Source organism: Desulfomonile tiedjei DSM 6799 (genome assembly GCF_000266945.1).
Classification (GTDB): Bacteria; Desulfobacterota; Desulfomonilia; order Desulfomonilales; family Desulfomonilaceae; genus Desulfomonile; species Desulfomonile tiedjei.
The window spans coordinates 4,133,363-4,156,822 of the sequence record NC_018025.1; the positions used below are offsets into that span (position 1 = coordinate 4,133,363).

The 23,460-nt window shown below is 50.2% G+C and carries 25 protein-coding genes; 15 read left to right on the forward strand and 10 right to left on the reverse strand.

Features of this window, described 5'->3' with window-relative positions; genetic code table 11:
* Positions 1-150: 150 nt before the first annotated feature.
* From DESTI_RS17480 to DESTI_RS17520, 8 genes are all read right to left on the reverse strand, one after another.
* Positions 151-885: a TIGR03943 family putative permease subunit gene (locus tag DESTI_RS17480; RefSeq protein ID WP_014811297.1), complete on the reverse strand. Its 735-nt coding sequence runs from the start codon at positions 883-885 to the stop codon at positions 151-153.
* The gene (locus DESTI_RS17485) at positions 875-2,011 is read right to left on the reverse strand and encodes a permease (RefSeq protein ID WP_014811298.1); all 1,137 of its coding nucleotides are present in this window, start codon (positions 2,009-2,011) and stop codon (positions 875-877) included. The genes DESTI_RS17480 and DESTI_RS17485 overlap by 11 nt, the downstream gene beginning before the upstream one ends.
* 86 nt (positions 2,012-2,097) lie before the next feature.
* Positions 2,098-2,946: a metal ABC transporter permease gene (locus tag DESTI_RS17490; protein ID WP_014811299.1), complete on the reverse strand. Its 849-nt coding sequence runs from the start codon at positions 2,944-2,946 to the stop codon at positions 2,098-2,100.
* Positions 2,931-3,695, reverse strand: coding sequence for a metal ABC transporter ATP-binding protein (locus tag DESTI_RS17495; protein ID WP_014811300.1), 765 nt, complete (start codon positions 3,693-3,695; stop codon positions 2,931-2,933). The genes DESTI_RS17490 and DESTI_RS17495 overlap by 16 nt, the downstream gene beginning before the upstream one ends.
* 80 nt (positions 3,696-3,775) lie before the next feature.
* On the reverse strand, positions 3,776-4,684 hold the full coding sequence (locus DESTI_RS17500; RefSeq protein WP_014811301.1) for a metal ABC transporter solute-binding protein, Zn/Mn family: 909 nt from the start codon (positions 4,682-4,684) through the stop codon (positions 3,776-3,778).
* 48 nt (positions 4,685-4,732) lie between these two features.
* Positions 4,733-5,023, reverse strand: coding sequence for a ribbon-helix-helix domain-containing protein (locus DESTI_RS17505; RefSeq protein ID WP_014811302.1), 291 nt, complete (start codon positions 5,021-5,023; stop codon positions 4,733-4,735).
* A 112-nt stretch (positions 5,024-5,135) separates the two neighbouring features.
* Positions 5,136-5,567, reverse strand: a complete 432-nt coding sequence (locus DESTI_RS30855; protein ID WP_014811303.1) for a hypothetical protein — start codon at positions 5,565-5,567, stop codon at positions 5,136-5,138.
* A 25-nt stretch (positions 5,568-5,592) separates the two neighbouring features.
* Positions 5,593-7,335 carry a hypothetical protein gene (locus tag DESTI_RS17520; protein ID WP_014811304.1) on the reverse strand — a complete coding sequence of 581 codons (1,743 nt, stop codon included), beginning with the start codon at positions 7,333-7,335 and terminating at the stop codon, positions 5,593-5,595.
* Positions 7,336-7,620: 285 nt separating this feature from the next.
* Between DESTI_RS17520 and galT the strand changes: the two genes are divergently transcribed.
* From galT to DESTI_RS17600, 15 genes are all read left to right on the forward strand, one after another.
* Complete coding sequence (gene galT, locus DESTI_RS17525; protein WP_041286295.1) at positions 7,621-8,625, forward strand: galactose-1-phosphate uridylyltransferase; 1,005 nt, start codon at positions 7,621-7,623, stop codon at positions 8,623-8,625.
* 172 nt (positions 8,626-8,797) lie between these two features.
* Positions 8,798-9,256 (forward strand): YybH family protein, encoded by a 459-nt coding sequence (locus DESTI_RS17530; RefSeq protein ID WP_014811306.1) that lies wholly within the window; start codon positions 8,798-8,800, stop codon positions 9,254-9,256.
* 19 nt (positions 9,257-9,275) lie between these two features.
* Positions 9,276-9,659, forward strand: a complete 384-nt coding sequence (locus DESTI_RS17535; protein ID WP_014811307.1) for a VOC family protein — start codon at positions 9,276-9,278, stop codon at positions 9,657-9,659.
* A gap of 15 nt (positions 9,660-9,674) precedes the next feature.
* On the forward strand, positions 9,675-10,364 hold the full coding sequence (locus DESTI_RS17540; protein WP_014811308.1) for a methyltransferase family protein: 690 nt from the start codon (positions 9,675-9,677) through the stop codon (positions 10,362-10,364).
* 35 nt (positions 10,365-10,399) lie between these two features.
* Complete coding sequence (locus tag DESTI_RS17545; protein ID WP_014811309.1) at positions 10,400-10,657, forward strand: hypothetical protein; 258 nt, start codon at positions 10,400-10,402, stop codon at positions 10,655-10,657.
* A gap of 428 nt (positions 10,658-11,085) precedes the next feature.
* Complete coding sequence (locus DESTI_RS17550; RefSeq protein ID WP_014808181.1) at positions 11,086-12,447, forward strand: IS701 family transposase; 1,362 nt, start codon at positions 11,086-11,088, stop codon at positions 12,445-12,447.
* 251 nt (positions 12,448-12,698) lie between these two features.
* Positions 12,699-13,094, forward strand: coding sequence for a hypothetical protein (locus tag DESTI_RS17555; RefSeq protein WP_014811311.1), 396 nt, complete (start codon positions 12,699-12,701; stop codon positions 13,092-13,094).
* 39 nt (positions 13,095-13,133) lie between these two features.
* On the forward strand, positions 13,134-13,610 hold the full coding sequence (locus DESTI_RS17560; protein ID WP_014811312.1) for a hypothetical protein: 477 nt from the start codon (positions 13,134-13,136) through the stop codon (positions 13,608-13,610).
* Positions 13,611-14,331: 721 nt separating this feature from the next.
* A complete protein-coding gene (locus DESTI_RS17570) occupies positions 14,332-15,876 on the forward strand; it encodes an ATP-binding protein (RefSeq protein WP_014811314.1) in 1,545 nt (514 codons plus the stop codon).
* The gene (locus tag DESTI_RS17575) at positions 15,873-16,601 is read left to right on the forward strand and encodes a response regulator (RefSeq protein WP_041286297.1); all 729 of its coding nucleotides are present in this window, start codon (positions 15,873-15,875) and stop codon (positions 16,599-16,601) included. The genes DESTI_RS17570 and DESTI_RS17575 overlap by 4 nt, the downstream gene beginning before the upstream one ends.
* A gap of 191 nt (positions 16,602-16,792) precedes the next feature.
* On the forward strand, positions 16,793-17,332 hold the full coding sequence (locus DESTI_RS17580; RefSeq protein ID WP_014811316.1) for a Spy/CpxP family protein refolding chaperone: 540 nt from the start codon (positions 16,793-16,795) through the stop codon (positions 17,330-17,332).
* A 118-nt stretch (positions 17,333-17,450) separates the two neighbouring features.
* The gene (locus DESTI_RS17585; protein WP_014811317.1) at positions 17,451-17,792 is read left to right on the forward strand and encodes a hypothetical protein; all 342 of its coding nucleotides are present in this window, start codon (positions 17,451-17,453) and stop codon (positions 17,790-17,792) included.
* Positions 17,793-17,916: 124 nt separating this feature from the next.
* Positions 17,917-18,996, forward strand: coding sequence for an efflux RND transporter periplasmic adaptor subunit (locus tag DESTI_RS17590; RefSeq protein ID WP_014811318.1), 1,080 nt, complete (start codon positions 17,917-17,919; stop codon positions 18,994-18,996).
* Between the two features lie 61 nt (positions 18,997-19,057).
* Positions 19,058-20,251 carry an ABC transporter permease gene (locus DESTI_RS17595; RefSeq protein WP_014811319.1) on the forward strand — a complete coding sequence of 398 codons (1,194 nt, stop codon included), beginning with the start codon at positions 19,058-19,060 and terminating at the stop codon, positions 20,249-20,251.
* Entirely contained in the window at positions 20,248-21,483 is a 1,236-nt protein-coding gene (locus DESTI_RS17600) for an ABC transporter permease (protein WP_052316068.1), read from the forward strand. Before DESTI_RS17595 ends, DESTI_RS17600 begins: the two co-directional genes overlap by 4 nt.
* Positions 21,484-21,632: 149 nt before the next feature.
* On the opposite strand, the gene DESTI_RS17605 is transcribed toward DESTI_RS17600, so the two are convergent.
* Positions 21,633-22,526, reverse strand: coding sequence for an epoxyqueuosine reductase (locus DESTI_RS17605; RefSeq protein WP_014811321.1), 894 nt, complete (start codon positions 22,524-22,526; stop codon positions 21,633-21,635).
* An 81-nt stretch (positions 22,527-22,607) separates the two neighbouring features.
* Positions 22,608-23,183, reverse strand: coding sequence for a flavodoxin family protein (locus tag DESTI_RS17610; protein ID WP_014811322.1), 576 nt, complete (start codon positions 23,181-23,183; stop codon positions 22,608-22,610).
* Between the last annotated feature and the right edge of the window lie 277 nt (positions 23,184-23,460).

Below are 23,460 nucleotides of genomic sequence, written 5' to 3' on the forward strand. Positions count from 1 at the left end.
TTCTAAGTCACCAGACCTGGGATCGTTTTGCCGTCATTTCACGGCAAGAGCCGGTTATAGCAAGCGTATAAAATAGCGTTCGATTGCGAAAAAACACCGCCCCACAATTGGTGGGTGCCGTGCCTCTGTGCCGGCACGTTTTTCAAATATTCACTGAAACAGGAACTGCTCTTTTGGAGGATCTATAGTCTCAACTCTTTCGGCGGTAATTTGCATTACTTGCTTGTCTTCGATGGTTTCTATCCCCAGTTTTCCTTCAACTCTGATCCATGACCCTGCTGCCAGATTGCTCGAGTCGGCATATTTTACGAGCACCCCAACAGGTCTGGCATCTGCTGCACAGCAAAACATAAGCAATTGATAGCAGAAAAACGTATTCTCAGGCAGCTTGTCGTTCGTATACACCATGCCTATGGTGCTGATTTTCCTACCTTCATAGGATTTCGCGTCCACGACGAGTCGAAGCAGTGACGGATCGTTCGGAAGGTCCGCGGCATCGTTTTTCGGAGAATTGGCTGCCATGCTGCTTTGGCCGGAATGGCTCATATCGATTGAACGTTTCTCCAGAGCTTCGGGACTGAGTTCCGATACAACAGCCTGCGGGAGGTACAGTAACGGCAGCAGGAGTATCCCTATCTGTACGAGCAGGGTCACGCCTCTCTTGCCGCGAGTATGCGGATCGCAATAAACACGCGCTATCACAAAGACAACCAGTATGCCCGCGCCTACTTCCACCAGCCACCAGTAATCGGGACGGAGAAACTTGGCAATCAGATGCCTGCCTCCCATCCCCTGTAGAAGAAGACAGAAAGCCGCAATCCATGCCACCAGGACAATCAACTGGAACAGATGGGAAAAAGACGCAGTTTCTCGCTTACTGTGCACCGGGCAGACCTCCTAATCCATATTGCAGAAACGAGGTGCACGCCAAAACCATCCCGAAGATGAGCAAAGAAAGAACCAGGATGGTGCGTTTGCGGAACATGGTCAGGTACATCAGCAGGAGTTTGACATCAAGCATAGGGCCAAGAAGCATAAAAGCCATTTGAGCAGTATCCGGCAGCACACCTCTGAACCCGGCTGCTATGAATGCATCGGTTTCACTACACAGATTGAGCGCCATTGCAAGCGCCATCATTGCGATGATTGCCAGTCCCGGTGAGGCAAACAGCTCACGAAAAACATCCACGCCGATAATCGTCCTGCATCCCGCCGCTACAAATGCTCCAATCACAAGAAACTTGCCGACGTCAAAGAAATCGTCACAGGCGTGCTGGAACGCTGCAAGTAAGCGCTGTGTTACGCTCCTGTGGCTGTCTCCATGATCGTGTGCGCCACAACCGCATGCTGAATGTGTCAGAGCATGCGCATCCTCCAGGAGCATATCTTTCTGTTGAAAGAGAAAGCTCATGATGAGCGCTATGGCAACCGCAATGCCGTAGCCGAACACCATGCGGGTACCAAGAAAGGTCCAGTCGCCGCGGTACGCGAGCCATGTGGACCCCGCCACAACCGGATTTACGATGGGGCCTCCGAGAAGAAACGCTATTGCTGCGGATGCGGGAACGCCTTTGTGCAGCAGTCTCCGTACGACAGGGATTATTGCGCACTCGCATACGGGGAAAACCGCCCCTAAACCGGCGGCAATAAGAATGCTCGTGTGGGTTCGTCCTGCAAGGATTCGACTCACCCATTCCTGCGGGATGAAAGTCTCTATCAAACCGCCGATTACTGCACCGATCAGCATGAATGGCATGGCCTCCAACATAATGGCCACAAAGCTGATGGACAGATCGTTGACAGCAGTATCGATCCCGAGCCCTTTTCCAAACACCAGCAACCCTGCGGCAAAGATCAGGAACGCTGCTTCAATGAGAAACGTGAAATTGAAAGTACCTTGATAATTGGCCGAATTCACATCAGCGACGGACAGATTCTGTGAGTTGGAGTCTCCACAAGTGCATGAAGTAACGTGGTATTCGGTTTGGCTGCAATGATGATCGTTGGACACGGACCGTTTCCATAGTTAAATCAGAGATTCAAGGGGTTGAGTGTCTATCGCTTAGCAGGACCAGAGAACTTGGATCGGATTTCGCTTCAGGATCTTCCTCGAGTCGAAACCCACTTCAACGTGGTGGCTGCAAGATAGGCTGCACCGGCAATGATGATCGTTGCCGCTCCGGCAGGATAATCCGGAACGTAGCTCAATGCAAGCCCCGACGTGGTAAATAGGGCGCAAAGAATGGCAGAAAGGATCATCATCCGCCACAACGTCCCGGAGTAAAGGGCCGCTATCCCGATGGGAAGTGTTAAGAGGGCAATTACCATGACTATTCCGACTACAGTGGATAGTACCACGACCGTCAGGGCAGTCAGGCACAACAGCAGCAGATAAAAGAACTCAACGTTGAGACCTCGCAGGCGGGCGAACTCGTCGTCAAAGCAGACAGCAAGGAACTGATTGTAAAAGAGCACTCCAATGAGAAGAATGACAAAATCCAGGCCGGCGAGAGTCCACAAATCGGTGCTGGAGACGAGCAAAATATTGCCGAAGAGATAACTCATAAGATCTTCATTGTATCCGGGTGTTCGGGAGATGAAGATAATGCCTATGGCCATACCTACGGCCCAAATAGCGCTGATAACGTTGTCTTCCCGCTGTTTTGCCCAGAGGCTCACCAATCCTATTATTATGGCTGCCAGGATAGCTGTGACGATTGCTCCATGCATCGGCAGCACTCCGGGCATATGATGGACTTTCTGAATGTACAAAGCCGCGCCCATGCCACCCAGTACTGCATGGGCAATGCCGTCGGCAATGTACGATATCCTGCGGACCACAACGTACGTGCCGATGATTCCGCAAGCGATGCTGGCAAGGATTCCCGTTAAGAGGGCATGCTGGAGAAAGGGATAAATTTGTACGTCAGTTATAAATTGCTGCAAATACTGTCCCCTTCACCATTATGTCTTATCATCCTCATAGGTGAGCCATAGATGTCATTGATTATCTCACCTGTTATCTCAGTTGTGGGATGCATGAGGACTTTGCGTTTCACACAAATCACGCTCTTGATAATTCTCGATACGAATCCCAGATCGTGTGAGACCATCATGATAGTGAGACGTTCATTCAACGTCCTCAGCAATTGGTATAGGTCTGTTTCCATGACTGCGTCCAGATTCGCAGCGGGTTCATCCAGGAGTAGCAGGTCCGGTTCGCAGGCCAAAGCGCGTGCTATGAGCAATCGCTGCCGCTGGCCTCCGGACAGGGCCGAAAATGATTTTTTTCGCAGCTCGTAGAGTCCGACCTGTTTCAGAGCCTCAGAGACGACGTTCTTGTCCTCCCGTGAATAGCCTCCGAATAAACCGCCGCGGCCGAGCCGTCCCATCAACGCCACATCCATCAACGTTGCGGGAAACAACGGATCGAGTTGCGTGTACTGGGGCATGTACCCGATCCGCGGCCGTGCCTGCTCCGGTGTCATCCCCATGACTCGGACTTCACCTCGAGTCGGTCGAAGCAATCCCAGTATCACCTTCAGGAGAGTGGTCTTGCCGCCGCCGTTCGGTCCGACAACGGATACAAAATCGCCTCGAGGAATGGAAAGATTCACATTCTCCAATGCAGGATATCCGTTGTACGCGAACCAGAGGTCCTTTACAAAAACTGCGGGACTGTTTTGTTCATCCATAGGATTTCTCGCTATCCGTTCTAATACTAATTTGCATTCAAAGAGATAAGATCTTACTGCCTTGAAAGCACATTGGTAAGTCACTTCTTCTGAGTCGCAAGAGCGGCTTCGAGCTTTGAAGCCATATCCTGCAGGTTCTTGAGATAATCCGGTGCAAGGTCATCAAGAGGTATCACCGCTCCACCAATGGATCTTGCCAGAGTTTCTGCGGTTTTTTGCGAAAATTGCGGTTGCACGAAGATGACCTTCACGTCGTCTTCTTTTGCTAATTCGATCAATCTGGCAAGTTGTCTTGCTGTGGGTTCTTTTCCACCCAATTGGACTGCCACCTGTTTCAATCCGTATGCATCCCCAAAGTAGCCATATGCCGGATGGAATACGAAAAATTTCTTACCCTTTATTGGCGCAAGAGCTTTGGTCAATTGATCGTCGATCGCATCCAAATCCTTCTGCACATCTGCCAGATTTTTCTCGTACACGGCTTTGTTGGCGGGATCGAGGCTAATGAGTGTGTCGGCAATAGTTTGTGCCTGAATCTTGGCAAGTCTCGGATCCAGCCATGTGTGCGGATCTTTCTCCCCGGCATCATGAGCATGACCGTGGGAGTCTCCGTGATCGTGCTCTTCCTCTTCCGTCATGGTCCTGAGTTCAATTCCCTTCTGAAGATCCACTACTTTAAGATTCTTGAACATAGGGCCGATCTTTTTGATGACCGATTCCTCGAACGGAAAGCCCATCTTGAACAGGACTCGAGCACCAGACAGCTTCGCGACAAGTTTCGGGGTCGGCTCAAACGTGTGGGGATCCTGACCGGGCCCTACCAACACATTGGTGTTCACATGGGGACCTCCAATCCGGTCCACAAAATATGCTGCAGGCAGCAAACTGACGAATACTTCTACTTTGCCTTTTTGATCTGCATTGACAGGCAGAGTGACTGTCAAAATGGCTATCAACAACAGAGTAATTGTGCCCAAAAAAGTTCGCATGGTGCATCTCCTTAGCGCAGAGCTGTTCGGCTCTTTCCGGAGGGCCCGTCAATCCGACGAATGGTGATGCAAGTCTTTGTTGTCGCTCCGATCGCATACCACATGGACGGCATTGCAGGTCTCACATTCCTCAAAATGATGATCATGCACGAACTCCTCCCAGTGCGGCCGCTGATTCGGCATAATGAGGCCGGTTCCCCTGCAGAGAGGGCATATATTATCGAGCGCTGCTATTACCGCTGCCCGTATAAATTCCGATCTGTTGGGGATGCCTTTCATTGCGTCTCTCAGAGATTCCGGGACTTTGAACGTGATGACATCGAGCTTTTCCCTTTTCATGTGGACACTCTCCCAACGCGAAGATTTGACAAGCATTGTTACTTTGTAACACCGACTTGTCAAGGCTCGTGCGATTGGGCATGTGGCCTAAGGCAGAAAACCCGGCTGAAATTCAACCGGAGACCCCAATCCCCCACAGACGGTCGTACCCGTGATCGTGCCCTTTGCCATGTTCATGCCCTTCGTGACTATGATGATCGTGTGAACCGTGTCCATCCTCGTGGGACTGGTGATCATCTTCGTGAACAGGATTAGCATCCCCGTGACTGTGATGAGCATCCCCATGATCGTGACTGTCCTTGTGACCGTGTTTATGGCTGTGCCCATGACTGTCCCTGCTTTGCTTACTGCCAAGATCTCTCAAATCGTATTTGCTTTTTGGTTTGAGATCATGCTTGTGAGCGTGTTGATGGATGCTTTGATCCGCTTGACGGTGCTTGGGCGGTTCGTGACCCTGAGCGATTTTGACATCATTCGCGTTGCACAGCGAACTCACCGTCGTCAGAGAGAACAAGATGAACGCGACGATCAATGTTTTCTTCATTTTCGAGTCTCCTTAAAGAGCCACTTTAAAAGTCGAATCTGAGCAGGAACTCGCCACCTATCACGGGGTCTATTTTTTTTGTCGGTCTGGTCCCGAAGAAATTCGCGGGAGTGCCTGTTTCCCATCCTGGAACGGATCGGTCTATGCATGCGTAGCTGAACCACTCGCCCGGCTGCCAATATGCAACGTTAACCGTGAATAGCCATTGCTCCAGGAGAGCCCAATCAATGCGGCCCATGATTTCCCAGCCCAGGGATCCATCCGGAATATTGGGCGAGGCCGGATATCGATTGAGATTCAGATCGATGTTCCCGTCAGGCGTCCCGGGAAACGCTCCAAGTCCCGCATTAGGGCCGATGCACCCCCAACTGTATCCGTTACTGGTCCTCTCGGCCCGCACATAGCTAAGGCAAACGTTCAAGTTCGCTGCCACCGCATAGTCAAGGCGACCTGCCAGGACAAAGGCGTCCCTCATATATCCCCATCCTGAGAGGCTGTAAGCATTGAGACCCGCCCCATAATCGCGAGCAATGAGCCAACTGTACGGCTTGAAAAGAACGTGATTACCAAGTGTCCGATCGTAATTAGGGTGACGAACAAAGACTGCAGGCTGTTTGTCGATGAGTGTGCCGTTTCTTCGATCCGGTCCGGGAGACCAAAACTGAAGCAGAGTCAGTTTTGCCGGCCCCATCAGCCAACCCCACTCCATTGCATAGCGCCATTGCTCGATGTATCGCGGGTTTGGAAAACCTACTGCCTGATTGGGGTCTGCATGCCACCTGTCCGTCCAATAAACCCATGCCGCCTCTCCATTGATGAAAAACCGGCCGTTGAAGTACTTGGCGAAGACAGAGCCATGGACTATCTCAGAGTCCTGGGGTACCAATCTCGTAACGAGTGGATCGTTAGGATCGTCGATGAGCGCCTCCGGACCGATGTGGTAACTCCCGTACGTGCCGAGGATTCCCATGTGCAACGGTCCGTTCATGTATCTGACGAACCCGAGCACATCCTTGGAAAAGGTCCCGCCCCCATCCGCTCTGCTGTAGTACTGTCCAGGTACGACGGCCCCGCTTGCACGCAGATATTCCGGTAAATTGTAAGGATCCCCCAACTCATCCGCGATGAGTTGAATGCTCGATGTACCCGCGAATCTGAAGGGATAATACGCGAGGCCAAAGTCCAGGGGGCCGAAGGGAACGTTTATGAGCATTGATTCCGTGGTTGCTGAAGAGCTGCCCAAATCTCCTCCGTCATACTGAACGCCCAGGCCGAAAGCCCACGGACGTTTTCCAAGGACAAACTGGCCCCAGGGCGTCTGTACCGTGGCCCAAAACAGCGTCCATTGGCCGTCACTCATGGCCGTGTTGATTCCCGGCGAGTTCTGGGTGAGGTAATCCTCACTCACCGGTTCACCGTATGAGGCGAGACGATATTTGGCGTTTAGCCGCATTGCGGGATTGAGTTGAAAGGTAGGCTCGAATTCCACTTCGAAATATGACCAGCCCGCCTTGGCTGAAGTGCTGATATTGGTGTCGAACTGCCCACCGTTCCAGAAATTAAAGTTCCCGACCCTTGTGCCGCCTCCATTGTCCACATTGTACGGACCGAAGAATCCTTTGGAACTGGTTTGGGCATACCATTCGTAATGCCACAACATATGCGCGTGCAGATCCATCTCCCAGGCTCCGACCGAACACGGGATTGAAGCAAGGAGCAGGGCGAGCAATGTGCCCATGAAACATCTGCGAACAATAATCGAACGCATCCTCCCTCCTCAGCCCTGGTGAAAACTTTCACTGGGCCCTTAAAGTAATACAAAGTATTACCTCACCGTGTAGCACAGCGAAAATCCGGTTGTCAATGTAAAATCATGATGCCGCGGCAACCATTCGCTGAGGGTGCGGGAGACATTAAAAGACATCTCATTGCGAGCGCGGAGTGGCGAATTCATCTTGTTGTTTGGAGGATTCGGATGCTGTTCAAAAGCCGCTAAGAATTGTGAAGGACAAACCTTGGAACAGTTTTGACGCACAAACTACACAATAAAAGTATGGCCAAAAGTGAAATTCGACAGAACCGATTAACAGAAGAATGGGTCATCTTTGCACCGGCCCGCAGCAAACGTCCCCACGATTTTATCAAAGAAAAACCTGACGGAGCACCTCTCCCCGAGTATGATCCTGATTGTCCCTTTTGCCCGGGAAATGAAGACAAGCTGAGCGAAATTTTCTTCGAGACCAAAGGAAAGGGCAAGTTGCCGTGGCTCACCAGAGTGATTCCCAATAAATACCCTGCCCTCACACCCACAGGTGATGCGAAACGGCACGTTCGCGGCCACCAGATAGCGATGCCGGGGTACGGTCATCATGAGGTGGTTATAGAGACTCCTGTTCACAACCGTCCCGTGGCGGCGATGAGTTTACCGGAAGTCTCGTCGGTTATTGAAACGTACCACATGCGATACCGATTTCTTACGAGCGATCGCAAGGATATGGTTGTGATAATCTTCCGCAATCATGGTGAAAGAGCAGGAACGTCCGTGTCCCATCCCCATTCGCAGATTATTGCAGTTGGAGCGACACCGAGGCACATACGATACAGACAACATATAGCGGAAGGTCATTACGACCGTTGGGGGACCTGCTTGCTATGCGACGTCGTTGCCTCCGAGGTCGAGGCCGGAACCAGAGTTCTTTTTGAAAATGATAATTTTTGGGCCTTCATCCCCTATGCGGCTGAAGTGCCCTTTCAGGTTTGGATAGTGCCTCGAAAGCATCAGGCCGATTTCGGAGACGTTTCGGAAGAAGAAAAATCCGATCTTGCTGCAATGTTGCTGAAGGTTCTCGCCATCCTGCATGCAAAACTGAAGAATCCTGCGTACAATTACGTGATACATTCAGCGGGCACACTTAAATCAGGCGAACCACACCTTCACTGGTATCTCGACATCCGCCCGAGACTAATTACCCGAGCAGGATTCGAGATCGGATCGGGAATCGGCATAAATCCGTCAGTTCCGGAAAAGGACGCCGAGTTTTTGCGACAATCGGATTGACGTCGAACACCTTATTTTGTCATGGCAACATAGCGTCCTCCTTTTACTCCATATTTTGAAGTCTTCCTGAAAATTGTCGATGAACCAAAACCTGGTCAAGAAATACCTCCAGCCATTGTCCCCTCTGTTCCCGGGGAATGACTATTTTTAAGGGAGTATTGAGGAGGAAGCCATGACAACCGAAGCACATAAAGCTATGGAGGAGTCCCGGTTATTGGAGGCGATTGAAGGCTTCGTGCAAGCAATCCGCTCCAAGGATCTCGATGGTGTCATGTCCATGTACGCGAAGGACGTAGTATGGTTCGATCTCATGGCGCCATTGCAGCATGAAGGAGCAGACGCATATAAGAAACTTTGGGAACAGTGTTTTGCCGCTTATCGGGGCCCGGTCAGTATCGAGATACGCGATCTCAGCATAAGTATGGGCGATGGTGTGGCATTCAGCCATAGCCTCAATCGGATGAGCGGAACATTTCAAGACGGGCAGATCCTCGATTTCTGGTTCCGCTGGACCGCTTGCTTTCGTAAGATCGACGGCAGATGGACGATCACACATGAGCATATCTCTATACCGTTCGATCTGGAAACGAACAAAGCTCTCTGGGAGCTTAAACCGCAGACAATCTCTTGACAGCAGCGAGGATCGAATTATGTTCACTATCACCAAGGCTTTCGGCAGTTTTTCGGTAGATGATTTGCAGAAAGCGAAAGAATTTTATGGTGAGACACTGGGACTGGAGTTTTCTGAAATGCCTGAGGGATTGGAACTGCACATATCAGGTGGAACCAGGGTATTCATATATCCCAAACCTGACCATATTCCGGCAACGTTCACGATACTCAATTTTCCTGTGGATCACATTGAAGAAGCAGTAAATGAGCTTACGAAACGAGGCATACGTTTCGAGGTGTATGATGAAGGCGCACTCAAAACAGATGAAAAAGGGATCTTCCGTGACGGCGGGATTAAGATAGCCTGGTTCAAAGATCCTGCAGGAAATTTTTTGTCAGTGCTTGAGGAAGGACGAGATTGATTTCATGTGAGTGCCATGTCTTCTGATATTTCTCCATTAGAGATCGTCATCCGGTCCATAATCGGCTTGGGTATTTTCTGCGCTTTGATTTTCGGAGGAGCCGGGACTTTTGCCTGGCCTGAAGGTTGGCTCTACATCGTAGTGCAAGCCGGTTCGTGGACGTACATGGTCCTGTGGCTCGAGAAATACAATCCCGAACTCTTGAAGGAACGGGCTGAATTGTGGAAACGAGTGACCAAGCCCTGGGACAAAGTTATCGTGATTCTCCTGATGGTCGGTTTTATACCGCTGATAGGGCTCCCCGGAATTGACGTTATCAGATACCGGTGGTCGAAAATTCCGCTTGTCTTTGAGATACTAGGATTTGTCGGAATTCTCGTCTCTTCCGGATTAATGTTTTGGGTTCTGAAAATCAACCCCTACTCCTCGGCAGCCGTTGAAATCCAAAGAGATCGGGGCCACAAGACTATCACTACAGGCCCTTACAAATATGTTCGGCATCCGATGTACGTGGGAGCTATACTGAACATGATCTCCATTCCTTTGGCTTTGGGCTCTCTGATTGCGTTTATCCCTGCTATTCTCATGACGGTCGTAATTGTGGTGCGGACCTACCTTGAAGATAAGACTTTGCACCATGAGTTGGACGGGTACGCAGAGTATGCTGACACGGTAAAATACCGGCTCGTTCCTGGAGTGTGGTAGATTTCTCCTGATGACATTCCTTTGAGGTGTTGGTTATGAGCGACCTTCCGAGTCAACAGATTGACGAATTCAAGACGCTCCTTTTTACGTATATCGTAATGGGGCCGCTTCTATCGGCATTGTTCGCAGACAAGATCGATAACATTTTTGTTGCCTGCCTTTTGTTCGTGGGACTTGTGGGGACTGCTTTCGGATATTTCAAAAATCGAATTGAAAAACTGGAAGAATCGCTCAAGGAGCAAGAGCGAAAGCTCATGGAGATGGGCGCTCTGAATAACGGGGAATTCGAGTAGGTTCATCCGGAATCATGAGTTGTCTCCCTGGGAAGTCTTTATAACGGGTGCTGAACGTCTTGACGTTTAGCCGTTAGTAATTCTTTTGGTAATCGCTATAAGGCGCGCGAACACCAAACCTGGAGAGAAACTCTGGTCGGTGCCGGGACAGGGAAGAGGAAATGACACGAGCATTCCACCAACAGCGAATCATATCGCGAAAACAAGAAAAGCTTGACTGACTGCGAGGCAAAGCCTATTCTCACACGGGGCAGGTAATCGTGCCCGGTTTCTTCTGCAATATTTGTTTTTGGGGATTTCCGAAAGATAGCTATAGTTTCGCCCTTTTTGTATTCTGGACGGTTAGATGGTGAGATAATCCTTGAAAAAATAAGGCGTTCCGCACATACCCGGTTTTGTGTAAAGATTCTGGGAAGGAGGAACGCCAGTTGAAGAGATCTATACCAGATCCGTTCGGGATTGACGAGATTCATTTCAGAGCGTGTTTCAGCGCACCGAGTTTCCGTATCTTCGTTGCGCTGGTGGTCGGTTGGGTGCTCACTATGGGCAAGCACACTATCAGCCAGGTGATTCTGACCATGAGACTCCATGAATCCAAGCACTTCGCCAGCATCTACCGATTCCTCGGCAAGGGACGATGGGAGACTGACTTTGTCTCCTATTTCGTCTTCAGAATGTTGGTAGAAACGCTGATTGCAGAAGGGATCGAGATCCTTGTGGTGATTGACGACACCTTGAACAAGCACACTGGCAAGAAGATCTGTGGCGCGGGCTGGCAGCATGATGGTTCACTCCCAAAGCATACTAAGCAAAAGGGGTATGGAGTGTGCTTTGTCATCATAGGACTGGCGATTCGCCTTCCCGGCATCAGCGATCGCATGTTTTGTCTGCCATACGCTGCCCGCCTTTGGTGGCCGCCAAAGGCCAAGTTTAATCCCAAGAGCCTGCCCTACAAGACAAAACCCGAACTTGGATTGGATCTTATAAATCTGACTCATTCATGGCTCCAAGAGGGAGAAAGACTGAGAATTGTGTTCGACCTGGGATACTGCTGCGATACCATCCTCAAAGCACGACCCAAGAATGTGCACATTACAGGGAGGCTGAGAAAGGATGCAGCTTTGTTCGCTGTGCTGGAACCTGCTCCATTTACAGTGATGGGCAGACCTCGCAAGAGAGGCGCTCGACTGCCCTCCCTGGAAACGATGTTCCAGGACCCCAATCTGGGGTGGAATGAGATTAGGGTCTTCTGCTATGGAAAACAAACTAAGCTCCTGATACATCAGTTCACGGCGCTATGGTATCATAGCGCAGGGCAACAGCCTCTTTCGATCGTGTTGTGCCATGACCCGGCCGGCCACCATGCCAATATGGTGTTTTTCGATACGGACCCTCAGGCTGCACCACAGCAGATTATCGAGCGCTACGCTGCACGCTTTAGCATTGAGATGACCAATCGAGAGACCAAGAACCTCCTGGGTGCGGCTGAACCTCAGTGTCGGAAAGAGACCTCGGTAACCCGTGCCCCTATGTTTGCTTACTGGGCCTACTGCTTTGTAGTGCTTTGGTTCGTTGGGCAATTCGTCACTGCAAAGAACCTCGTTGCCGACCCGGCTCCCTGGTACTGCCGGAAAAAGTCGTTCACCTTTTCAGACATGCTGGCAGCAGCTCGAAGGAGTCATTTCTCGCTGAGAATTTATTCGAAAGCCAGCCGAATCAATAAGTTCGAAAAACTCAACGGCCCGCGCTCCACGCGCGGACTCGACCATGCAAGAATCGCGAAACTATAGGAAAGATAGGACGACGGCCAAAATTGCTTTGGACGGCTTGCCGAAGGGCGAAGTCATACAGTTTGGCCCATGTAATCTTAGAGGAATTGCCCCCATGTTATGGTTACCATTCACGGGAGGCTCGGGAGCAAACAATCAAGCTTTGTACTTGTTCTCCCTGGCAGTCCCCCACCACATCGGTCACGCAAGAGAGCCGGAGCGCTAGCGCGTACAAACAAAAATAGTATTCAGAAAGAGAGGGGGATGGAACAATGGCTGACCTTAAGACTAGCGGAATAATACAAGGTGTAGTCTTGGATAGAAATCGGGACGGGATCATTGACGGCATTGCTGCAGATACCAACCGGGATGGTATCATTGACGCCGTAGCCTTTGATAACAACCAGGACGGCATTATCGATGCTATAGTCATGGATGTCGATCAAGACGGTATAATTGATGCTGTCGCTTTCGATCGAAATCGAGACGGCGTAATTGATGCCGTGGTATTGGATGTCAACGAGGATGGCATTATTGATGCTGTTGCCTACAATACAAATCAAGACGGTGTTTTTGACACAGTTGCTGCAGATGTCGATTACGACGGTCAAGCAGACTTTGTGGCTTTCACTTCAGTAAGCGATATTGACTCCGGCACTGACGTTTAGTAGTCGCCTTTATTGACATGTAGCTTTGGGAGGTAAGCTATGCCTGATGGACAGGATGCTCAGCCAAAGGGGATTATGGGTTCCATTTTTGACAAAACCAAGAAGGTAGCCGAAGCCGGCTTTGAGAGGACAAAGCAAGGATACGATCAGGTTAAAGGGGGATCCATTCAAAAGGGTATGCTCGATGCTATGAAGGCTTCAGCACTCTCGTTGGCTAACACCGCCGCCGAGATTGACGCAGAACTCAGGGACCGCAATTCACCTTATGAAGTCGCCTTTTATCGAGTATCCGGAAGTCTGACGCTTGTTGGGGGTGTAACTTTTGACATCCATTTTACCAAGACGTCTCTGGCCAAGCAGGAAAGCGACTTCATCGTAATAATCAATCCCAGAACGGACAGCCAGATTCGGGTTCCGCGCAAAGCGCTTGCCGGGAGGGAAACCGCCAAAGTAAGAGATCCCGAAACAGGAGAAATCCTGACCGTAGACGTAGGAACGAGAACAGTTATATCCTGAGCCTGATTACCTGAATGAATGATAATATAGACAAGCCAAAAGTTGCAGTATTGTCCCATCAAGAAGTATCCATTCTGTTATACGGGGTAGAGAAGATCTTTTCCTGCGATCACGGACCCTCCGATTTCATAAATCCCCCTACCCCCTTTACTAAGGGGGGAATTTGTGGACTATAGGAATTGCCAAAAACTAATGTCCGATTGAGGACAGGGGTACTGGTAGGTGCCGTGCCTCCGTGTCGGCACGTCTTCAATATGGTCAATGATATCGATAAAATGGACCGGCAGCGACGCCGGTCCCTACCAATATCCTGTAATTCAAACGCGGGATAAAAGACAGAATATTTGGCACTGACTATAAACTTACGCGCTTCACACAAAGCCTTGCACTTTTCGGCAATTCTCTCGGCAGCGCTTCGAGCTTATGTTTTTGGTGGTTTCGTGGTCGCGTCGACCTCTCTCACACATCCCGGATCACTCACTGCAGTTCAGCTTTCTTGCGAAATCAGCGGCCGGTGGTATATATATGGCCGAGATCTACAAAGATCGTCTCGATTACGTCAGAGAGAGTTCCAGCGAATCAGAAAAGTTTGATTCGCAATGCATGCACTCTCTCACCACAGAGGATCGCGACGATATGCTCTCGACACTTTTTCTCTGAAGTTCTACTCTCAATTCCAAGAGGGTCGCCTGTTTCAAAGTGAATCCATGAAGGCAGAAGTATGAAATTCAAATTATTCCATAAGATTTTTTCAGCATTCATAATCACGATTTTGGCAGCAATAATCGTTTTGGCCCTGGCGATGTACTTTACAGCGAATCGTCGATTCTCGGAGTATGTGACAAAAGTGGAAATGGGGCAATTGGACGATCTGGTAGTCTCTCTTGGCACTCTCTATCAGGAGAAACACTCTTGGGAGCAGTTCCAGGAAAACCCTCGCTTCTGGTTTCGATTCATCTGGATGTATTTACCTGAAATCCCCGGCTATCATCCTTCCCCTCCTCCTCCTCTCCCCCAACTGTCCGAGGGACACAGAGAAAGGAACCTTTCGGCCGCAGATCCTTCATTACGCCGTCAAAAGAATCAGGACACCGGCGATCGCCACGAATTCCGTGAACAAGAAGTTTCGGGGACGAGACCACTCGGGCCGCCACCTCTTCCTCCCCGGAGAGACTCCATTGGGCCGCGCGTTGCTCTTTTTGATGAGAACAAACAACCTGTTGCCGGCCCCCCGGGATTTCCTGTCCGAGGTTATGTGCTGCGCCCGATCGATGTCAGTGGACAGACGGTAGGCTGGCTCGGACTCATGCCTTTGAGGCATGGATCCCATCCCCTGGAGCTTGCTTTTATCCGGGAACAGACCCGAACGATGTTTCTGGCAGGATTATGTGTCTTCGCTCTGGCAGGCTTGACATCCTTTTTTCTCTCCAAACATTTGCTCTCACCAATCAAAAAGCTGACAGAAGCTGCAAGGGAGCTCCGCTCTCTTCGATTCAGCACAAAAATTGACGTACATACCCGCGATGAACTAGGCCAACTGGCTAATGCTTTCAATTCCATGGCGCAAGCGCTGGAGAAGAATGAAATGCTTCGGAAGCAGTGGACATCCGATGTGGCGCATGAATTGAGGACCCCTTTGGCCATACTTCGGGGGGAAATAGAAGCAATGCAGGATGGGGTCAGAGAAATCAGCCCCGAGAGGCTCATCTCACTCCATGATGAGACAAATCGAATCGGCAAACTTGTGGACGATCTCCACGTGCTCTTTGTAGCGGATTCGGAAAACCTTGTGCAGCAAAAGTACCCGGTGAAGCCGCTGAGAATCCTCCAAGAGGTCCTTGGCACGTTTGAAACTCGCCTGGAGCAAGCAGGTATTCAAGTTGAGGATCATTCAATCGAGGATCGGGAGTCGGTGATCATCGGAGATGAGGATCGCCTGAAACGACTGTTTACGAATTTGATTGAAAATACCGTTCGATACACCGATTCTCCTGGATTCTTGCGTATCAATACTTTTTGCTCGGTACAGAAACTTACTCTCGTCCTTGAAGACTCCCCACCGGGAGTCCCATCCGAGGCCCTCGACCAGGTTTTTGACAGACTCTATCGTGTGGATAAGTCAAGGAGTCGAGCTTCGGGGGGTAGCGGCTTGGGCCTTTCAATATGTAGGGAAATCGTCACGGGACATGGTGGTTTGATTCGCGCCTCACATTCATCACTGGGAGGATTGCTGATTTCTATCGAGTTCCCGCTTCAGAGCGAATGAATGAAGTTGAGGTAGGCATGGCCGGCAGAAATGTATTAATTGTAGAAGACGAATCCAAAATTGCCGAGTTGCTGCGGGATTATCTTATCGCGGCCGGTTTTGTTGTAACCATTGTCGGGCGTGGAGATTTGGCGGCCGGGGAAGTGCGGAAGACCTCGCCTGCACTGGTGCTTCTGGATATCATGTTGCCTGGAATGGATGGAATGGATGTGTGTAGAGAAATCAGGAGATTTTCTACCGTTCCTATTATTATGCTTACTGCCCGTGTGGAAGAAATCGACCGGGTCATCGGGCTGGAATTGGGTGCAGACGACTATGTATGCAAACCGTTCAGCCCGAGGGAAATAGTAGCGCGGGTAAAAGCCGTGCTCAGACGCACACAGCCGGAGCCTGGAGAACCTAAGCTGGAGGTGGGCCCGATCTTGATGGACTGTGATACGCGCGAAGTCACTCTCAGAGGAATTCCCGTGAGTCTTACCCCCAGTGAGTTCGCTCTTCTCAAAGCATTAATGGAACGGCCGAACCGCGTATTTACTCGCGGAGAGCTTCTGAATCTCGTTCAAGGCTACAATTTCGATGGGTATGAGCGAACTATCGATTCGCACATCAAGAATTTGCGAAAAAAGATGGCAGAAAACTTTGCGGACCAGGAACTCATAAGCACGGTACACGGGGTTGGGTACAAACTCGCTGTGGTTGACCGCGTTCCGGGAGGTGACGGCTAATACGGGTTCTCGGCTTGCATAGTGCTTTCCTGCGATTATCTCTTCACTCCATACTCTTAATACAGCTTCTCCATATTTTTTCCACATTCATAGTCTAGAATTTTCCTCAGACAAGCAAAGCCTTGGCGCCAACAGGTTATAGGTATTTCGCTATACCTGTCGGTATCTATCGCTTATCAGGAGGAAAATCTATGAAGAAGTCGGCTATCGTTTTAGTCCTCGCGATTCTATTTACTGCATCAGTGACTTGCCTTCCTGCTTTTGCTGAACCTCCAGCACCCCATCAAGGTCCGCCTCCTCCACATGGAGGAGCATTCTTCGGCGGGCATCCGGGACCGCCTCCAGGTCCGCCCCCTCCGCACATGGGAGGAGGTTTCGGTCTGTGGGATGCTCCACCTCCTCTGATGGAAAAACTTCAGTTAACTGACGACCAACGCAAACAGATGCGTCAGGCGTATGTGGATTTTCAGGACAAGACCAGAAAAACCCGAAATGCTTTGATGGGTTTGCATGATGAGAAAAGAACCATGTTGATTTCCGGCAAAATAGATCAAGCGAAGCTTGCGAAAATCGACGAAGACATTACAAAGCTCTCTTCTGAAGTAATGGCCGAAGAACTTCTCATGAAGAGACAACACCTGGCAAAACTCACCCCCGAACAGGTCAACCTCCTGGCTGACTTCTTGGCGAAAAAAGAGATGAAACACGGACCAAAGATGAGGGGTAGATAATCGTTTCTTATCCTGTGGAGCGCTCTGGAGGGTCTCTCTACTGCGCTCCACCACCATTTGGAAACACGCTCAATAGTAGTAGCGTAAAGTCACATAACATCCTTTTGGGAGGCTTTCCGTGCGAATCTCGAATCAGAATACAAGCATAGTATTAGAGCTCGTAGCCAAGGGTGAGAACCTTGATCCAAATGACCTGCAGGCTTTTTATCAATGGATAGACGATTCATATAACGCACTGGAATTCGATCAAGTTCAAAAACGACGGTTTGCCGCATATTGCCGCTCGTCTCTTGATTCGCCTTCCATGAGGATTTATGTAGGAGTATGGATTCTTAAGTTGTCCATATGGGAAGCGTCACAAGAACTCATCGATCACCAGGAACGACTAACATTGACAGAGACCGTGCTTTCACGTGCGACGAATGAGTGCTCGCACTTCTCGAGGAGAAGAGTGAAGTAATCTGGCATCAGGTATGCACACAAAGGCTTTCTGACTCCGGGATCGCGATCGGAATTCTGCAAAATTGCTTTCACCCTGGTCTCTCGACGATCTTGGGATTTCACAATTTGAAACAGACAAATATATGCCGAAGAAACAACTGAGACGCAAACATGCCGGAATACTGGTGACGATTGCCATAGTAATCCTTTGTGGGGGAGCTTATTGGCTCAATGGAGGATTTTCCGCCAAGCCGCAACAGGAATACGAAACGGAAAAGGTTCTGAAGCAGGATGTGAGGTCAGTGGTTCAGGCAACCGGAATCGTCAAGGCAATGGTGGGGGCTGACGTGAAAGTTGGAGCCAGGATGCCGGGTAAAGTCGTAGAGCTGCCCATCAATGTAGGAGATAGGGTCAAAGAAGGACAAGTCATTGCCAAAATCGAGCAGGATGATTTAGTCGCAAAGGTAAAGCTTCAAAAGGCGGTGCTAGCAGAAGCCAGAGCTGAAGAAGTGCGTTTGACAAAGGATTTTGAACGCGACAAGCAGTTGCGTTCTACTAATTCTATCTCCCCCCAAAAGTTAGACCAAAGTGAAGCTCAGCACGAAATGGCAAAGGCAAGGACTCTCAAGTGTGAGGCTGAGCTGGAGTATTGGGAATCTCAGCTTTCGTATGCTACCATCATCGCGCCCATTAAAGGCACCGTCGCCTCTGTCAATACGATGCAAGGAGAGACGGTGGTTACAGGGCTCAACGCACCCACCTTCATCAGAATCATCGACCTTGATAATTTGGAAGTGCTGGCCTATGTGGATGAAAACGACATTGGTAAAGTGGAGGTCGGTCAAGAAGCCGTCTTCACTGTCGCAGCCCATCAAGGTGCCGAGTTCCTCGGCAAAGTAACCTCGATCTATCCCTCAGCAACCACACAAGATAACGTCGTCTACTACATCACATCCGTAAGTGTGGACAATCGAGGAGGCAAGTTGAGGCCGGATATGACTGCGAACGTGTTGATCCTTGTCGATCGGAGGAAGGGCGTTCTCACTGTGCCTCATAAAGCTGTTCAACGCGATGGAAATCGGAAGTTCGTTTTTGTGATGAACAATGGCATGCCGATTAAACGGTCAGTGACGATTGGACTGAGAGATACCTCCTGCTTCGAAATAACCGATGGTCTGAAAGAGGGCGAGCTGGTGGTTGTCGGCGAAACTCTCCGGAAGTGACAATGCGGAGGCTTCCAGTGGCACAGGGGGGAACCCTTCTCATATGATCAGGATGCTGCGCATGGGCCGCCAAGCACTCAAATCCATTGCGGCAAATCGGACCAGAACAGTCCTCATGATGCTCGGTGTGATCATCGGCGTGGCGACGCTCACGGTTATTGCCTCTTCAGTACTGGGGGCTCGCGCTGAAGTATTGGCCAGAGTCGAGAAATTCGGTCTCCAGCAAGTCGGTATCATAGCCGGTGCGGGCAGAAAACCGGGAGTTCCGCAACCCGTTTGCACGAGTCTGAAGGTGGAGGATGCACAAGCGATGCTTTCCGAGATCCCCAATGTGAAGAGCGTGTGCTCGGAGATCGTACGCACGGATTTCCCTGTAAAGCACGGCAATAGGAGTACTTACGCTGCCATCATTGCAGCCGATCCCAGTTGGGCATCCATGTGGGGCATCGGTCTGGACAAGGGAAGATTCTTGTCACAGGAAGACAACATTCATCTGGCACGTGTGGGTGTCATTGGCAAGACCATCCAGAGGGACCTCTATGAACATGAAGATCCGATTGGGAAACGGATACTCATCAACAACAATCCCTTTACTATCGTTGGTGTCCTTGAAACGAGAGGGACAACGCCCCACGGTGACGACATGGATAATCAGATTATCATACCCGTTTCCACCGGGCAAAAGAGAGTCTTTCACCAGGATTACGTCTTCGCTATCAAGGTGGAATTGAAAAACTCCTCCAATATGTCCCGGAGCGTGAATGATATTCGGGAACTTCTCCGGGAAAGGCACAATCTCGGTCAGGGAGTCGAAAACGATTTTACCATTATCACTCCGACTCTGATCATGAACATGATGGCGAGTCTTTCTGCAACATTCAGCCTTTTTCTCATGTTGGTCTCAGGTATATCGCTTATTGTGGGGGCAATTGTGATCGCAAACATAATGTTCATGTCCGTGCACGATAGAAGGAAGGAGATAGGTCTTCGGAGATCGGTTGGAGCGAGAAAGAGAGACATTCTTCTGCAGTTCCTACTGGAGGCAGTCTGCGTTGCCGCCACAGGCGGGATCTTCGGGATTATTCTGGGACTTGTAGGACTCAAAGTGTTGTCAGGTTACATGAAAGTGCCTGCTACCATCATGTGGCAGCCCATCGTTCTTGGGCTAGTAAGTGCAATTGCGGTGGGACTTATAGCAGGAATTCAGCCGGCAAGAAAAGCGGCAAATGCACATCCCGTAGAAGTGTTGAGGTGAGCCTGGTGCGAACGGGTCAATTACGTGATTTCCGAATTGCTATAAGGTCTCTCACAGGCCACCCATTGAGAGTTGCCCTCTCCGTGCTGGCTATCATGATCGGCGTAGCATCCCTTATTGTCCTGGTCGGAATCGGAAGAGGAAGTGAGCAAAAAATCCGTAAAGTAATTGAAGATATGGGCCCAAATCTGATCGTCGTGAGTGCAGGACAGTCAAGGGTAGTCAAGGGGCAGCTCGGTCAAATGGGCATGATGACGAACTTGACATTAAAAGATGCCAATGCAATTGCTGCAGAGTGTCCATCGGTTCGCACGGTCGCTCCAGCTTACTTTAAGAAAATGCTGGTAAAATTTGAAAATATGACCTACAGCACCAAGATCGTGGGGACTATGCCTTCAATCCAGGAAGCACGAAATGTCTCGGTGCGACCCGGATCGTTTTTTGATGAAACGGAAAACAGCCTCATGGCACCGGTGGCAGTTATCGGCCCCACGGTAGTGGAGTCTTTATTCGGCCTACGTGACCCCATCGGTGCATCCATCATGATCGGAAGAGTGATGTTTCATGTCATTGGAGTAACCGCCTCGAAGGGGTCTGTCGCCGGTGAGGATCAAGACGATCAAATATTCGTGCCGCTACGGACAGCCATGGTAAAACTCATGAATGTGACGTACCTGAGCACTGTTTACGTTGAAGCTGCTGGAGTCAACCGGATTCACACTGCTGGGGCCGAAATAAAGTCGCTCCTTAGAGAACGCCATCGCTTGCGTGAGAACAAAGAGGATGATTTTACTATTCGGAACCAAACCGATGTGATGGAGACCCAGAAGTCGGTCGCAAAGACATTCAGCCTGTTGGTCGCGAGCATTGCCATCAGTTCCCTGATTATTGGAGGTGTGGGAATTCTGGGGGTCATGCTTCTTTCAATCCGGGAACGAATAAGCGAAATCGGTATCAGAAGGGCTGTCGGCGCGAAACGGAGGGACATACTTGTTCAATTCCTTGTCGAATCCTCGTTCCTTGGCATACTGGGCGGAATTGCAGGCCTCTTCCTCGGACTGGGCGCATCATTTGGAGTGAAGGCGACCTCAGGCATCCCGGTAATTTTGCAGCCAGACTACATCGTATTGTCACTCGTGTTTTCGCTCGCGACGGGCCTCGTTTTCGGCATCTACCCTTCCTGGAAAGCTGCCCGGCTCGACCCGATTGAAGCGCTGAACACTGAAGCATAATGCACAAGATCGCAGACGTTTGCAGAGATAGCAATTAGTTGCTGATTGCGAGTCGGCCGATTGAACTGCGCAGGGAATAGGCAAGGCTTATATGCTCCTACCCCACCTGCAGGATTTCCATTATTCGGCTCCCATATCGGCGACTCTCTTCATCGCTTCCCACAAGAATCGGTCTTGTTCAGTGCTTTAAGGATCTTCTTTGGAATTCCCGATTCGCACGGCACCCCTGTCTGACAAAGTCCACAACCATGCCCGTCAGAGCCGAAGCTTTTCCTCACATATTCACCGCAGGTCTCATGGACATGCTCCCGACATTTCTGCTTATCGTGACCCGTTTCGGTAATAGCGCCGACGGGGCATCGTTTACGGCACGCGGTGCATGAGCCGTCATAGAAAAATAGGCAGTATGCGTGGTGATTGTCATATGGTCTTTCCGTAACAGGCACAGACAGATCGGCAATTACCGAACCGACACGATGAGCTTTCCCCTTCGATGTGATCAGCCCGTCGCAGAGACCGAATGTTCCGAGCCCTGCTGCATAGGCTGCATGACGCTCCGACCATTTTGAAGAGAAGACGAACCTGGCCGATTTGACCCGACTCCACTCCGGGAGAAGGATTGGTGCCACGGATTTGATACCTCTGCTGCTCAATGCGTTAACCAGGTGCCGCCGAAGACTATTGTTGAATTCCTCGCCAGGGAACCGAGCTTGCACCCATCGTCGAGACGGGTAAAAGGTCTCTTTGCGATTGTCTGACCTCGTAGCCTCTCGTTGTGGAAGAATCCAACTGATGACCGTGAGATTGGCAGGATTGACGACCACGTCAGGAAACCCGATTGAAAAGGCTTCAAGTGGTGTCCAATGTGATTCGCTGACGAGATCCTTGTACGCCTCATAAAGAGGGTCAGCACCTGACGAAAATCCCACGAGAACGGCATCCCACGCCTTTTCATCAGGTTCCATCTTGAGAGAATTGTCTGGAGAATCTTTCAGATATTCTTCTATAATTTCGGTTAACCAGATTCTTGCATCTGCAGCCATAATACTGCTCCTGAACTTCTCGGATCCAACCGCGCCTTTCAAGCGTTCGCGCAGCGGTACTCCATGTGGAGGTCAGAATACTCAGCCATAAAGCTTTTTCAAAGTCCAGGCCATATTCTGGCCCAACTGCTTCATTGTCTGGAGGCCTTCCTCATCCTTCTCCACTTCACCAATCTCCCTGCCAACCCCAAAATTCCAATAGGAAGAGCCCGGGATAATCATTTGTCCTGACAGGAAGAAATGGTTCATCGTATCGAATGCGTGGATAGCGCCTCCCCTTCTCTGGACTGATACTGCTGCTCCGACTTTTCGCTTGAACATGTTCTCATTGGCCCTGGACACCATCCCCACCCGGTCTATGAGAGCTTTCATCTCGCTCGACACATCGGTGAAGTAGGTAGGAGAGGCAAGGATGATGCCTTCCACTTCCAGCATTACGGCAATGTAATCGTTCACGACGTCCTTTTCGTTCGTACAGCGTTGGTTCTTCTTTCCCCAGCACTTGTAACATGCCATGCACCCCCGGATTTCCTTGCCTGCCAGTTGAAACAGTTCAGTTTCTACACCTTCTTTTTCAAGTTCTCTGAAAACATGACCTATCAGAATGGCCGTATTGCCGTCTTTGCGGGCGCTTCCGCTGAAAGCTGCTACTTTCATGGTCCCCTCCTTCGTAGGTCCTATCAGTCCAGTGAAAATCCTGTTCAGGTTTGTTTCCCATGCTTAGTCTCTGCGAACCGACAGCAACAGGAAAGAAGCGATTATTCCACCGAATTATGACTTGTTGAGTCCTCTTTTCATTTCTCCCTTGACGACCTTGGAATGCACATATTCCCTATAGTGTAATTCGCTTCCCGATTAAACGGGGGTGTCCTCGATAAAGCGAAACAACAAACCTTATTTTAGAATTATTAGTGACAAATGTCGCTCGAATTTA